This is a genomic window from Methanospirillum hungatei, from assembly GCF_019263745.1.
In the GTDB taxonomy this organism is placed as follows: domain Archaea; phylum Halobacteriota; class Methanomicrobia; order Methanomicrobiales; family Methanospirillaceae; genus Methanospirillum; species Methanospirillum purgamenti.
This window is the reverse complement of the sequence record NZ_CP077107.1, coordinates 2486364-2501273: the sequence shown is the minus strand read 5'-3', so window position 1 is coordinate 2501273 and position 14910 is coordinate 2486364. Positions and strand designations below refer to the sequence as shown.

The 14910-nt window shown below is 39.7% G+C and carries 12 protein-coding genes; 7 read left to right on the top strand and 5 right to left on the bottom strand.

Annotated elements, in window-relative coordinates; genetic code table 11:
* Positions 1 to 54 precede the first annotated feature (54 nt).
* From KSK55_RS12220 to KSK55_RS12210, 3 genes are all read left to right on the top strand, one after another.
* Complete coding sequence (locus KSK55_RS12220) at positions 55 to 411, top strand: hypothetical protein (RefSeq protein ID WP_218607066.1); 357 nt, start codon at positions 55 to 57, stop codon at positions 409 to 411.
* Between the two features lie 265 nt (positions 412 to 676).
* Complete coding sequence (locus KSK55_RS12215; RefSeq protein ID WP_250545301.1) at positions 677 to 1003, top strand: MarR family winged helix-turn-helix transcriptional regulator; 327 nt, start codon at positions 677 to 679, stop codon at positions 1001 to 1003.
* 5 nt (positions 1004 to 1008) lie between these two features.
* Complete coding sequence (locus KSK55_RS12210; RefSeq protein WP_218608944.1) at positions 1009 to 2412, top strand: MATE family efflux transporter; 1404 nt, start codon at positions 1009 to 1011, stop codon at positions 2410 to 2412.
* Positions 2413 to 2452: 40 nt separating this feature from the next.
* Here KSK55_RS12210 and KSK55_RS12205 read toward each other — a convergent pair whose 3' ends face one another.
* The gene (locus KSK55_RS12205; protein WP_218607064.1) at positions 2453 to 3100 is read right to left on the bottom strand and encodes a DJ-1/PfpI family protein; all 648 of its coding nucleotides are present in this window, start codon (positions 3098 to 3100) and stop codon (positions 2453 to 2455) included.
* Positions 3101 to 3421: 321 nt separating this feature from the next.
* Between KSK55_RS12205 and KSK55_RS12200 the strand changes: the two genes are divergently transcribed.
* The gene (locus KSK55_RS12200; RefSeq protein WP_218607063.1) at positions 3422 to 4540 is read left to right on the top strand and encodes a M48 family metallopeptidase; all 1119 of its coding nucleotides are present in this window, start codon (positions 3422 to 3424) and stop codon (positions 4538 to 4540) included.
* 15 nt (positions 4541 to 4555) lie between these two features.
* Here KSK55_RS12200 and KSK55_RS12195 read toward each other — a convergent pair whose 3' ends face one another.
* The gene (locus KSK55_RS12195; protein WP_218607062.1) at positions 4556 to 5938 is read right to left on the bottom strand and encodes an MFS transporter; all 1383 of its coding nucleotides are present in this window, start codon (positions 5936 to 5938) and stop codon (positions 4556 to 4558) included.
* 135 nt (positions 5939 to 6073) lie between these two features.
* On the opposite strand from KSK55_RS12195, the gene KSK55_RS12190 reads away from it, so the two are divergent.
* Positions 6074 to 7012, top strand: coding sequence for a hypothetical protein (locus KSK55_RS12190; protein WP_214419359.1), 939 nt, complete (start codon positions 6074 to 6076; stop codon positions 7010 to 7012).
* 185 nt (positions 7013 to 7197) lie between these two features.
* Here the strand turns inward: KSK55_RS12190 and KSK55_RS12185 are convergent, their stop codons facing one another.
* Entirely contained in the window at positions 7198 to 8319 is a 1122-nt protein-coding gene (locus KSK55_RS12185; RefSeq protein ID WP_218607061.1) for a hypothetical protein, read from the bottom strand.
* A gap of 225 nt (positions 8320 to 8544) precedes the next feature.
* On the bottom strand, positions 8545 to 10053 hold the full coding sequence (locus tag KSK55_RS12180) for an SLC13 family permease (RefSeq protein ID WP_214419361.1): 1509 nt from the start codon (positions 10051 to 10053) through the stop codon (positions 8545 to 8547).
* 76 nt (positions 10054 to 10129) lie between these two features.
* Between KSK55_RS12180 and KSK55_RS12175 the strand changes: the two genes are divergently transcribed.
* Entirely contained in the window at positions 10130 to 11104 is a 975-nt protein-coding gene (locus tag KSK55_RS12175) for a DNA adenine methylase (RefSeq protein WP_214419362.1), read from the top strand.
* 4 nt (positions 11105 to 11108) lie between these two features.
* Here KSK55_RS12175 and KSK55_RS12170 read toward each other — a convergent pair whose 3' ends face one another.
* Positions 11109 to 13025, bottom strand: coding sequence for a S8 family peptidase (locus KSK55_RS12170; protein WP_218607060.1), 1917 nt, complete (start codon positions 13023 to 13025; stop codon positions 11109 to 11111).
* 90 nt (positions 13026 to 13115) lie between these two features.
* Here KSK55_RS12170 and KSK55_RS12165 point away from each other — a divergent pair, with 90 nt between their 5' ends.
* Positions 13116 to 14906, top strand: a complete 1791-nt coding sequence (locus KSK55_RS12165) for a PAS domain S-box protein (protein ID WP_218607059.1) — start codon at positions 13116 to 13118, stop codon at positions 14904 to 14906.
* Positions 14907 to 14910: the final 4 nt, after the last annotated feature.

Below are 14910 nucleotides of genomic sequence, written 5' to 3'. Positions count from 1 at the left end.
TCTGATGATGACCTTTATTACACACATACACTAATACTAACGATAGGGTGTAAAATGCAGATTGCAATTCATGGATTTTGGACTACCAAGGCTGGAGATGTTGATCCCCAAAAAGCTCTTACCACACCTGTGAGTGATTCGAGATTCTTTTATCAGATACGTCATGATTCAAAGAAAAGACAAAAAGTAATCACAAAAATTTTTGTTGATGAACAGGAAATATCCCTTGTTCACGAATGGCTGAGCAATGACGGAAAAGAAACGAATTTTTTTGATATTCCTCTTGAATATCGAAAACCTGGGGAACATGCACTCAAGTTCCAATTATATGCTCCGGTATCAGAAGCAGCAGATGCAGGTCCTGGAGAATTATTGTATGAAAGTGAAACATTTAAGTTAATATATACCTAGAAACCACGATTTTCTTTTTTTTATTAATCTCCTGACATCTAAATTTCCATGTAATCTGTACTATTCATCTGATCATTGCATCGTCAACAGTTGCTTAGACAACATTATAAATTATTCAATCAAACATGTACAGGTGACCTCTTCTCTTATTCCCGAATCAATCCCACCGGGACCTCTTTTTTCAATTATTAACAGGGCCAGGGTGATTTTTCTCAATGAACGCTTAAAACCGTATGCATTATCTGCTGGGCAGTACCCTGTGTTTATGTGTCTACTTCATCATCCCAATATAATCCAAGAGTCCATGGCCAGATATTTTCACCTTGATAAAGGAACAATAGCCCGTACAGTTAAAAAAATGGAGGATGCCGGCTATGTTTCAAAAAATGTCGATCCAGATAATCGACGGGCATTTCGGTTATTTTTAACTGAAAAGGGATATCAGGTTGCTCCAGAAATCATAGCAATCGATAGAGAGTGGGAAAAACTGGTGACAAACTCAATATCAGACAAAGAACAGCAGGATATGCTTTTTCTTTTAAGAAAAGTCGCAGAATCCAGCATTTTAGCAATAAAAGATGTGGAAGGATAATCTTGATTTCAGAATCAATAACACCAGATAAGAATACCTCTGGTCCACGAAAAAAAGAGACAATAGGAGTTGCACTTCTTCTTGGTGAACCTGAGAAAGCTATCCGAAAATTATCCGGACCGATGATTATTGCAATGTTGTTATATTCAACGTACAACATTGTAAACGCAATATGGGTAGCAGGACTTGGATCAGATGCTCTCGCAGCAGTCGGTTTTATTTCACCATTATTCCTAGTCATCATTGGTCTTGGCAATGGTCTTGGAGCAGGAACAACATCTGCAATTGCCCGAAAAATTGGTGCAGGAGATCATGCAGGAGCGAATAACACAGCAGTCCATGCGATTCTTTTAACGGTTGCCATTTCCGCACTTGCTACAATTCCTCTGGTATTATGGACAGAAGAGATTGCCCTTCTCTTTGGTGCCGGAAAAACAGCTGGTCTTGCAGGGGAATACGGAAGAATTATCTTTGCCAGTACCATTCTACTTCTTCTGACAAATGTCGGATCTGCTATATTACGAGCGGAAGGCGATACAAAACGAACTATGTATATAATGGCCGTTTCTGCGGTGATGAATATGATACTCGATCCCCTGCTTATTTATTCTGTAGGATTGGGTATTGCAGGAGCTGCCTGGGGTATGGTAATTTCTCAGGTTTTTGTGACACTTGTACTCATATACTGGTTTTTTGGAAAGAAAGACACCTTTGTTACCGTATCAAAAAAATCCTTTTATTACGAAAAGAAAACCATCCGGGATATACTTGGTGTTGGTGTTCCAGCAAGTTTTGAATTTTTCTTAATGTCGGTTCTTGCAATCATCATTAATGGACTGTTGGTTCGTGTTGCAGGAACTGATGCTGTTGCTGTATATGCAGCCGGATGGAGAGTTGTAATATTTGCAATAATTCCACTTGCAGCAATCGGAACTTCTGTGGTTTCTGTGGCCGGAGCAGCATTTGGGGGGAGAAGATATGAAAAGCTCCCGATAATTCTCAATTATTCGTTTAAATTAGGACTTATAGTTGCAATGGGTGTTTCTATTCTGACATGGTTCTTTTCATCACAGATCGCTTCAATTTTCACATATTCACCGGAGAGCATTCATCTGGCACCATCAATAGCGGCATTTCTAGCGACGATGTGCTTTTTTTATCCTTTTGTTTCACCGGGGATAATGTCATGTTCACTCTTTCAGGGTGTTGGGAAAGGGATCACCTCACTCACCCTGAATCTTTTCAGAAATCTGATATTTATCGCTGTATTTGCATATGTGTTTGGTATAACTCTTGGGTACGGAGAACATGGAATCTGGTGGGGAATTGTCGCAGGTGACATACTGGGAGGAATACTTGGATATGCATGGGCCAGATTGTATCTCTCACAACTCTTAAAATATCAATAATTTATAAGAATTCAGACATTTACTATCTTTTTTCATAATATTATGAAAACTGTATTCTAGAATCGGGATCCAAAGAATTGATTAAATCATGATAGAATTTAGGATCCCTGGTCTGATAGAGATTGTACCATGCTTTCAGGGTATCTTTATGCATTACATCAAGTCGTTGAAAAACATGCAAAGCAAAATCCACCGGAGCGAGCCCTGTTGCGGTAATGAGATTTCCATCGGTGACAGCAGGGTTTTCCATAAACAATGACCTGCCTGAATAATCCGGGCATACCGCCTGTAATACTGACAGATCATTACTTGTGTGCTTATGATCATTCAGGATGCCAACGGAGGCAAGCCCAAAAGTCGCTCCACATATCGCAGCTATGACCAAATCAGTTTTCAATAAGTCCTTTACACATTGCAAAGCATCAACATGGGCAACATCCAGCCAGGTATCTCCTCCGGGAAGGATAAGCACATTACCCTTATCCGACTGAATGTCTGTTAGGCAAATTTCTGGTTGCAGGATGAAACCTCCCATAGTTCTAATCTTTTCTTTTGAATTACTACATAAGACTAGTTCGTAATTCACGTCTGATTTACAAAACCTTCCGGAGACCAATTCAGCCAGGATATATCCGTATTCCCAGTCTGCCATGGTGTCAAGAACATACAAGTAAAGATAATGAACCATCTTCTCATACTATGACCTGGTAGAATATAATTTTGAGGAATTTCATATTTCGAGAACTCAATTTCAGATAATCCTGATTATAACGAAAAAAAAGGATACTCAAATTACTTTCCAAGTTTGATGACCATTCAAATAACCATATCTTATTATTGACATAAGAAACAACCATTGAGAAGAAAATTGGACGCACTCTGAAGCAATAGAGCAAACTCCACATTACGTATGAAAAAAGAAGAGGAAATATTGGATACGGGAATTTTTTTAGTCAGAGATACAAACATCCCTTACAAAATCGTACTCAACAGAAGAAGAAAATCCCCCATGATTTTTATATATCATGACGGGAGGTTGGAAATTGAAGTTCCAGGTTTAACTCCAAAGAAAGAGATAATTGATCTTTTAGAATCAGAGAAAGATTGGATATACTGGGAATATTTCAAATCACGACCAGATTGTCCACCGGAAATTGAAGATTGTACAGTTCAGATATACGATGCCGAAGTTCCGTACCTAATTCGAAGAAATACCAGGACAAAAAGAATTACACTACGAATTCATGGTACAGGAAAACTTGAAGTATCAGCACCCTATGATACGAAAAAGGCAGACATCATTACCTTTATAAAAAGGGAGTCTGCATGGATTGCTCCAAGAATTGGAATACTACCTGCTCAGAAGAACAATTCACCAGATAATTCAATCACTCATTCTCCAATTGCAGGCGATGAAGGAGGAATGATAACATACAATGGCCAAATAGTTCCATATCAGATAAAACGATCCCATCGGGCAAAGCGGATTGTTATTAAAATAAATCGAAATAGAGAGGTGAGTGTCGTATCACCGACCCATGTTCCGATCGCAGAGCTCAAATCTTTTGCAGAAGCAAAAGCAGATTGGATCTATAAACATACAATTCAAAGTAATCGTCCTCTTCCATCCGAACGCCAGTATTGTGACGGAGAAACCATTCCATTTATGGGCGATTCGCTTATCATTCGGATTACCAAAGGACAAAAAGGTCATTATTTGAGAAAAAACCAGGAACTGATTGTTACCATACCTATTGATTTTTTAGAATTTCATGAAAAAGAATTTGTGAAAAACGCATTATCTTCCTTTTTCTCTGGTGCTTTAATCGAGTTTTCTCTGCCTCATGTAATCAGGTATGCACAGATCTTACAAATACCCGCCCCTCCGTTAAAAACCAGAGATCAAAAGACCAAATGGGGCACCTGCACTTCTCATAGTATAGTCCTTAATATCAGACTATGTATGGCCCCTCCAGCCATTATCGAATATGTTATCGTTCATGAACTGGCTCACAAAGTTCAACCAAACCATTCTCCCCGATTCTGGAGTGTTGTTGAGAACCTGATGCCGGATTACAAAGAACGTCGGGATTACTTGAAGAAATATGGACATGAATGGATTCTATAAAAAACCACATCACATTTATTCTTCTCCTCCCCGCACAGTCCCACGGATGTATGAGGTGAAAATACCAAATATACCAAGAATAATAAAAATTATGAAAATAAACTCGGTACTTTGCTCAAGCTGATGATATACATCTGGTGTAATTTCCACGGTCCCGATGATAAAAGAAAAAACCATCATGGCTATCGCAAGACTGATGAGTTGCCCCATCGACCGCATCGTTGAGACCATGCTTGATGCCATTCCCAGATCCTGTGCATGAACAGAACTCATAATTGCGTTGGTATTTGGAGAAGAGAAAAGCCCATACCCAAGGCCCAACACTGCAAGTCCAATTAGGATAAAGATAAGGGAGAATGCCGGGAGGACAATGAGGAGAATACCAAGCCCTATTGTTGTAATAGCCATGCCAAGGGTTGCAATTACTGCAGGTTCTGTCGTATCTGATAATCTACCTGATATAGGAGATACGATCATCTGGACAAGCGGCTGGGCTAATAAAATCATTCCCGTTGTTGCTGGATCAAAACCACGGTTGTATTGCAGGGACAGGCTAACAAGAAAACCTACTGCAAATACGACAGCATAATTGATCATGGCAGAAATATTTGAGCATAAAAATGTCTGGTTTGTTCTGAATATCTGTAGATGAATGAGGGGTTTTTCCTGTTTTTTTTCCCATCGTGCGAAAAAAAATCCCCCGAGAATACCACACACAATCCAGAGAATTCCTATGAGAGAGGGGAGCTGCGTCAGACCATACATGATCCCCAATACCATACAACCATACAGGATCGCTCCACCATAATCAAATCTGGTTTTTCCACAGTCAGTCCACTCCCCTTTGAGATATTTTAGAGATAAGATAACTACGATCAGGGCTAAAGGAACATTTATCAAAAATATTGAGGGCCACCCAAACAATTGAGTTAAAATACCCCCTAATACTGGTCCAAGTGACAATCCTGCATATACTGTGGCAGTAACAATTCCGATTGCTCTTCCTCGTTCTCCTGGAGGAAAGACAATTGTTACAAGTGCCATTGATGTAGAAAACACCATCGCTCCCCCAAGACCCTGTATCATTCTGGCCGCAATAATACTCGAACCAGACCAGGACATTGCAGCGATGAGAGAACCAAGCGCAAATATCAGGTTACCAACAATAAAAATCTGCTTTCTCCCGTATATATCGGCAATTCTTCCAAAAGGGAGCATACAGACTGCAGCTATAAGAAGATACGCTGTAGTGATCCAGCCGAGGGTAACAGCATCAAGACTAAAATCGGATCCTATAGCAGGAAGGGCCACATTCAGTGATGAAACGGTATATGGAACAAGAAATGACGCAAGAGAAGAAATGAGCAGGAGGATAGATTTTCCGGCCTGACTATACATGGGAAAGAAGGTTAGACAGGATATATCTTGAACCTGCTTACATTTTCATCCGAATTATTCCGGAGAGGTTCTTAATAGGACTCATAAAAAAATTCAATCCCACCTTCTTATTATCTCATGGATTGACATATGAGTATGGTACTAGGTCATACATTTACCTTCTCTGATCCAGAAGACGCTGAACAATTAGTAAAATTTTTCAGGAAAGAGGGGATTTCAGCAAGAATTGAACCTGTGTCTGAGACATCAATCTCCATTTTTATTAAAGGAACATATGATAACTTGTTTGCATATCTTGATCACCTGAAAAATGACCTACAAAAAGAAGCAGATATTCAGTCGGAAGAAGATATATCCTATGATGATGAGAACACAGATCTTGAAGAGGTTCAGGAAATAATAAAACTTATTCAGCTGCAACGTGAATACGCCATCGAAGGTCTTACAGGAAAAAATATCGGAGATATTGCATACAAAGCACCTGAATCAGAAGAAGATACAAGTGAACTATTCTCATCAATGGTTGCTTTCATGATGAAAAATAGAGTCCTGATAGATAATAACGTCGTAGAATACCAGGATGGGGCTCTTGTATATAAAGAAATAAAACCGGTTGAAGAGTTACTTTTTTCATCTGCTGTATCCAGCGGACTTATTCCAGAAGAAGAGGATCTTAAAACCTATAATATTTCAATAATTCACAAAATTCTTGCGGAAGTAGATTATAAAGTTAAAACTGGCCCTGAATTAATTGCACGGATTGATTTTGACCGGTTAAAAGAAGAACTTGAATGTTATGATGTTTCTGAAGACTTTATTTTACATGCTATAAACTCAATCATCATAAAGCAGGAGATGGTTGAGCATATCATGAATATCCTTCATGTTACAAAAGCAGGAACCATAGAAGAGTTATTAGAAGAAGTTGACAAGGCATCTACCGAGATTCAAAAAGAACAACAGATTTATATTTCCTACAAGATTTCTCCTGAGTTTACGAATCAGGTAATTGAAGATCTCAAAAAGATGGAAGTAATCAGGATTAAAGGAAATAAAATCAAATTAACCCACTAATACAAATAATTTTACATTTAAACCGATTTATTTATACCAAATATTACCTTTTTCCGATTATTGGGGTATGAAACACCGATTAGTTCAATACTAGTGCCAATGTGGGACAGCAGAATTGGTTTTTTATCTGGTTGTACATTCTCTAAGGAGTAACGATCGACTCAAAAAAGTTTTTTTGGTCGAGCTTATATTTTCAAACCAGATTCATACCCGAATGTCTTCTGGAAGTTCTTAATTCCACCGGATACCGAAGTCTTGTCTGACCATTGATTGGTTGCCGAAGGACTATCTGATGTACCGCGGGCCTCCATGATAGAACCAGCAAATTGTGTTTTTACCGTTCCATCTGCAAAGCCAGAATCAGAACCAGGTACCGGAGTAACAGCAATCTGGTAGAACAAACCAGCCGGAACATCGCTCGATGCAGCAACGGCACGAATTCCGCCCTTTGTCGAGACCTGCCCACTATTAAAGTTTATTAGTTCACTCTTTGCTTTTACAACATTACAGAAAGCCGGAATGACACTGTCCTGGGCAGATGCAAATACACACCGTATTGAATCATCCGTTTCAGCGTAGTTACCTGCAACATCCAGACTCCATTCTTCACTCCCCACAAGGAATGAACCATCAATGCTTTCATACGTGAGTACCTTCTCGACCTCAAGGTTGTTGAGTCCTTGGCCCTTATTCTGGGAGTCAAAGTCAAGTTGCTTGTTCAGCATAAGATGGCCACCATTTGTGCGGATGCTATCAGAAAACGTGACGATAGCGATTGATTCACCCGGAATTAGCCGGCTGTTATGAATACTGCCATATTCAGTATCCTGTGTCTTTGAATAGGAAGACGAATCAAGCAAGTTCATGATAGACTGCCATGTCTTACCCCACCAGGGATCATCTGCAGCGATGTCTGGAAATGCCAGATCATCAAGCATGTAATCAGGCACGGTGAGTGAACTGAGGATTACCGAATTGTCATATGTTCCGGTTGAATAGGTAAGTCCGGAAGTAGACGATTTGGCTGCGGCAAGAGCCTGAACCTGGTTCGTACTCAATGGATATGCATCTGCTGCTGACCCACTACTTAATTGTGCAGTAGTCACAGGCGTTTCAGATGAATCAATTGTCCTTGACATATATGAACTGTCAGAGACAAATCCGACCACATCAATAATCGTGGAAATGGAAATTTTCTGGTTTTCTGGTACCTGTGTGGGAAGTCTGTCACCAACAACAATCCCGGATAATATAACACATAAAAGCAAACCAGTCATTAATAGTTTAGTTTTCAATATAACCTCCATTCTTACTCCCAGGACAAATATAATCGAATATTGAAAGCTAAGACATAGATCCAGCACTATTGATTCACAATGATTCTTTGTAGAGCGGATACCCTGTCAGCCTCTCAGTACCTCGGACCCCGTTTATTAATTAGTTTCCTCTGATATGAAGGAAACAAAAGAAAAACCACCTAATAAATTCAGATTTAAAAATTTTAAGAAGAATATAATATCTTCTCAATAATATTATGGAGTTATTGCCCATGCAGGTAAATCAAATGAAATGCCAAGGGCCCAAAGCACAAGGGTGTACATAAAACAAGTTATTATGAGAATCCCGACAATATTCAGTATAAAACCAGTTCTCATCAAATCCCGCATCGAAAGAAATCCGGTGCTGTATGCAACTGCATTTGGTGGGGTTGCAACTGGGAGCATGAACGCAAGAGATGAAGTAAGGGCAGCAGTAAGCATTAATAAAATTGGATTGATCATCAGGCTTACTGAGGTTACTGCTAAAATTGGCATCATTACTGATGCGATTGCAGTATTGGAGGTCACTTCTGTCAAGAATGATACCAATATTGCAACCAATAAGACAATGAATAAGACATCTAGAACAGATAAACCAGTCAGATGACGCACCAGTTCATCAGCCAGCCCGGACTTAATAAATGCCTTAGATAAACAGATTCCCCCACCAAACAGGATAAGAATACCCCAGGGAATTTTTAAAACCGACTCCCAGTTCATCGTATATTCACGGTTTTTTATGCTAACCGGAAGCAGAAAAAGCAGAATAGCTCCAAACATTGCTATTGTTGAATCATCTATTCCAGGAAAGATTATATCAAGACCAGGAATGGTTAAATCTCCAATTTTCTTCGTCCCTGAAAAAATCCACATGAGTGCTGTCATCACAAAAACGATAAGGGTCCATCGTTCTCCATGTGACATTGCCCCCAGTTTTTTCAGTTCTTCAATTATGATTTCCCTGCTATGAGGCAATTGTGCAGGGAGATGACGATATGGTCCATAGACAAGCCATATCCAGGTTAACGGAATAAAAAGAGCCACCAAAGGAATTCCAAACAGCATCCAGTCTACAAATCCAATTGTGGGTGCATCAGGAAATAAAGTCTTGAGTTGTGCAAGAAAAATTCCATTCGGAGGAGAACCGATAATTGTCCCTAGCCCGCCAATCGATGCAGCATATGCTATGGATATTACCAAAGCCTTTGCAAAATCAAGTCCTCCTTCGTCACCCTTTATTTCTCTAAATGCATCAATACCAATTGTCCCGATTATCGCAATCGCAATTGGTATCATCATCATTGCGGTGGCAGTGTTCGATATCCATAAAGAGATAAAAGCTGTTGCAATCATGAATCCCAGAATTATCCGTTTAGGACTTGTGCCGGTCAGAAGGATAATAGAGAGTGCAATCCTCCGGTGAAGATTCCATCTCTGCATAGATGCGGCGATGATGAATCCACCAAGAAAAAGGAATATTGTTTTATCTGCATATGGTGCCGATGCTTCAGCAGGAGTCAGAACTCCAAGCAGCGGGAACCCGACAAGAGGGATTAATGCTGTAGCAGGAATAGGAATTGCTTCAGTGATCCACCAGATGATCATGAGTGCCGTTACCGCTGCCGTAGCCTGAATTTCCCAGGATATGAAGACAGATTCGGGCATGACCATTATAAGGCCACTTATTACCAGACCCAGAACCAGATAAAAAAAATTCTTCATTTGTTATACATTTAGATCGAACAAATATAATCCGTCCGAATTATCTCTCATAATGGGTACTTAACTATGGACAGGAATGAAAGAAGACAGAAAACAGCTTATGCAATCTATCCGTGGAAGGCGAACGAAGGGTGATGATGAATATGCAAGGCCTTTTTTTAAATGGGCTGGAGGAAAGAGCCAGTTACTCTATGAATTTGATCCACGGTTTCCGGTAGAACTGCAAAATGGAAAATTAACAAGATATATTGAACCATTTGTCGGTGGAGGAGCAGTTTTTTTTTACATTGCCCAGTTATTTCCAATAAAAGAAGCAATAATCTGTGATATAAATGATGAATTGATACTAACCTGGCAAGTTATAAAGAAGGATGTTCACCCCCTCATTGAACGCTTGCAAATCCTGCAGAACCGATATGATACTTGTGACAGTTCTGAACAGTCGGATATGTTTTACGAAATACGTAATGCATTAAATAACGAAAAACAATCCTTTGACTATTCACAATATGGAGAAGCAACAATTAACCGGGCAACCCAGTTATTATTCCTTAATAAGACCTGCTTTAACGGCCTTTTCCGATTAAATTCAAAAGGGGAATTTAATGTCCCTTTTGGAAAATATAAAAACCCATCAATTGTAAATGAGAAAAACCTATTGATGGTTTCCAACTTATTAACAAATACCACCATTATTCATGGCGATTTTCGCTCATGCATTGATTATATTGATACACGATCATTTGTGTATATTGACCCCCCGTACAGACCGTTAAATAAAACGTCTTCATTTACCGGGTACTCAAAAGAGGGATTTTCAGAGCAGGACCAGCTGCGTCTTTGTGACTTCTTTGAGACAGTTGATAAGGTTGGAGCCAAGGTTATGCTCAGCAATTCTGATCCCAGAAATGAAGATCCAGAAGATCATTTTTTTGATGATCTCTATCAGAATTATCTCATTGAACGGGTGCAGGCCAAACGGTTCATTAATTCTGTTGGAGAGAAGCGGGGCTCTATAAATGAACTCATCATCAGGAATTATCAATCATAAAAAGTTATCCGGATATTTCGCCATTCCCAGCGCTATATAGCCAATATCCCTGAAATGGCCGGAGCATCCGATCATCATCCTGATCTCCCTGGCCTCCATTCATAATAGGAGTGTCATATTTTTGAAGAGATGAATCGTATCCGACAACATATTTCCAGATACTTTGGATTGAATTAAGAGCGGTTTTTGCGGCTATGGATTCTTTTGAGGGCAATCCATATGTATTCCATCCTGATTTTATGTATTTTCTGACAGGTTCAGGTGAATTCTTGTATTTTAAGGGCACAGTGTCGTCTTTTGTTGAATAAACCCAGTATCCAGTCATAATTGTGATGAGATCCGACCCTTTGAGAGGTTTCCATCCATCAGGATTGATATATTCCAACACAGAATGACCTCCTGAACTTACCTTTGCAAATATCATAGCGGTGTCACTTCCTGCTGCAAGGGGTCGTGGAACGGATACAAAATTCCATCCGGATTTGAGGACAATTTCATCCTTTTCCAAAAACAAATTCATGACTGCAGTAAGGTTTACTCTGCCATTGGCTGCAACCTTTCCGTTCAATGCAGGAATTTTGTCAGAATTTTCAATGAATAGAGTTCTGATGTTTTGAGGAGTAAGATCTGCATCCTTATCCAGGACAAGAGCGGACATTCCGGCAACAAGAGCGGTCGCTTGTGATGTACCATTCAGGTACGCATACCTGTTACCACCAGGTCGTGTAATCATTGTGCTGTAGATATGACCTCCCGGAGCTGCAAGATGAACACTTGTTCCATAATTTGAGGAGGGAAAGAGCGTGTCATCAGCGGCTGTAGAAGCAACCCCGATAATATTTGACAGCGTATAGGAAGCTGGATAATATGGTTTTTGATCATTATTCATCCCATTATTTCCCGCAGCACAAATAAAGAGAGCGTGCGAGCCAGATATTGCATCATACAAAGATTGTGAATAATCTCCTCCACCAAAAGAGCAACTTATAATATCGGCATTATTTGCCGCCGCATACTCGATCCCTTTGATTATATCTGAAATATACGCTTTTCCATTTGAACCAATAGCTTTTACAGCCATTATTTTCGTCTTCCAGGCTGCCCCGGTTATACCTATTCCATTATTTCCGGAAGCACCAATGATTCCTGCACAATGAGTTCCGTGCCCAAAATCATCCATGGGATCTGGTGTGTCCGTAATAACATTGTATCCATGTTCTCCGGAAGGACCAGTCCACATATTTGGAGCAAGTTCAGGATGCGTATAGTCAACACCAGTATCAAGCACTGCAACTATAACATCTCCGGAACTGGTTGAGATGTCCCAGGCATTTAAAAATTTTCCATCAGAACCTGTAGTTCCTGGAGGAATTCCTTCCCGGTAGACTTGTCCGTTGTTTGAAAGGCCCCACTGCCTCCAAAATTCTGGATCATTAGGTGTGTTGTCTACTGACACGATATAATCCGGTTCTGCATAGAGTACTCCTGGAAGAGAAGACAGCGCTTTTATCGCTTCATCCTCATTTCTCCCCTTTGTCGAAAATAAAGCAAGACCAGGAAGTGCATCACCTAAATCCTGTTGTAATGCCACTCCTTCAATTTGTACATCCGCAAGGGCAGATACTTCAGAAGTATTATATCTGACCAGAATTCGTGCTTCCGTGGCTCCTTCTGTTTGAATATTTCCCAGGGATTCAGAAGTAACAGAAGAACTCATATTCATTTCTGCGGCGTGTGATTGAGAAGGCGCTGCCTGAGGAACAATCGGAACAGATATATCCCCGGTATTCTGTCCGACTCCCGGAACGGTAAAGTAATCACGGGCAGATGGATGCCATCCCGATATTGGCTCTGCGCAGACGATACCACAAAACAAAAGAATTATTGTTCCTATAAGAACCCATCTGATGCACCGGTTCATATCATTCACAGCAGTTTCATTGCCTGCTAAGAAGATAAGGTTTCATACTTGATCATCCAGTAATGGTACGATACTGCAGGGTTGGTGTGTATGGTTTATTCAGTGTTGTTCATAGATGATGATCCGGAGATCTGTTCAATTGCGAAAGCATTTCTGGAAAAAACTGGTTCTTTTAAAGTAACTACATCTGAGTCTGTGAAAAATTCACAGCAACTCCTCAAGAAAACGCATTTTGATGCAATTATTTCAGATTATGCAATGCCAGGGTCAGACGGGCTTGCATTTCTTCGGTCTGTCAGATGTAAAGGAAACCGGATTCCTTTCGTGATTCTGACGGGAAAAGGAAAGGAACAGATTATCATAGATGCACTGAACAGCGGTGCAGACTTATATTTTGAAAAAAGTGATACACCAAAGGATTTGTTCCACCAAATATCAGAAAAACTGGTTCCTCTGATAAAATCCAAGCAGGCAGAAGTAATATTTCACGAAATATTTACCCAGTCACCAATTGCTATTGAAATATACAACTCCGAAGGAAAACTGCTACAAGTGAATAATGCCTGCCTGGATCTTTTTGGAATAGAAAGTCAAACCGAGATTTTTTTGTTTGATCTTTTTCAGGATCCGAATATTCCAAAAGAGGTTTTAAAAAGACTTAAAAACGGAGAAAAGATTGAATATACCAGATCATTTGATTTTGATCTGGTGAAAAAGAAGAAACTCTACAACACATCTAAAACCGGGGAGATGTATATAAAGGTACAGATAACTCCTCTCGATCATTCAGATATAAACATTACCGGGGGATATCTGGTCCAGATACAGGACTTAACCGAACAGACGATCTCCGAATGTGCTTTAAAAACAAGTGAAGAAAAATATCGAAGTATTTTTTCAAATAATCACTCAGTGATGCTGATTATTGATCCAAATAACGGGCAGATAATGGATGCTAATCCCGCAGCGTGTGAATATTACGGATATACTCGTGAAGAATTAATTCAATTGAAAGTTACCAGCATTAATTGTCTGAGTGAAGAGGATATCTTCAATGAAATGGATAAGGCACGAAAAGAAGAACGCAATTTTTTTTATTTCAGACACCGTCTTGCTTCAGGAGAAATCAGGGAGGTTGAAGTCCACAGCGGGCCGATAAAAATTGAGAACAAACAACTTCTCTATTCGATAATTCATGACATTACTGATAAAAAAAGGGTGGAAGAAGCTCTTGTTACAGCAAACAAAAAACTCAATATGCTCTCTTCAATAACCAGGCATGATATTTTAAACGTTCTTACAGCACTCACCGGATACCTGGAGTTTGCAGGGACTGAAACTTCCATAGAAGATGCTAGGATTTTCATACAAAAAGCACAGGTTGCAGCACGATCAATACGACATCATATAGAATTTACCAGAGACTACCAGGATCTTGGATCAAAAGAACCTCTTTGGCATGATATCAGGGCCATCGTTAAAAGTTCTGCAGCATTAATCAACACAAAACAGGTTAAGATTGAGTATGATACTGAATCCAGACTTCTTGTATTGGCAGATCCTCTTTTATTGAAAGTTATATACAATTTGATGGAGAATGCCATCAGGCATGGACAGACCGTCACCAGGATATCCAGTTATTGGGAAAAAAAATCTGATGGATATGTTGATTGGATTATTGAGGATGATGGAATTGGAATTCCACTTTCACTAAAAAAATCAATTTTTTCTAGAGAAGTGGGAAAAAATACAGGATTGGGTCTTTTTCTAGCTCGTGAAATTCTAGCTATAACCGGAATTACTATACAGGAGGTTGGAGGTGAGGGAGAAGGAGCAAGATTTTTAATGAAGATCCCTGATGGAAAATATAGAATTGAGTAGATTT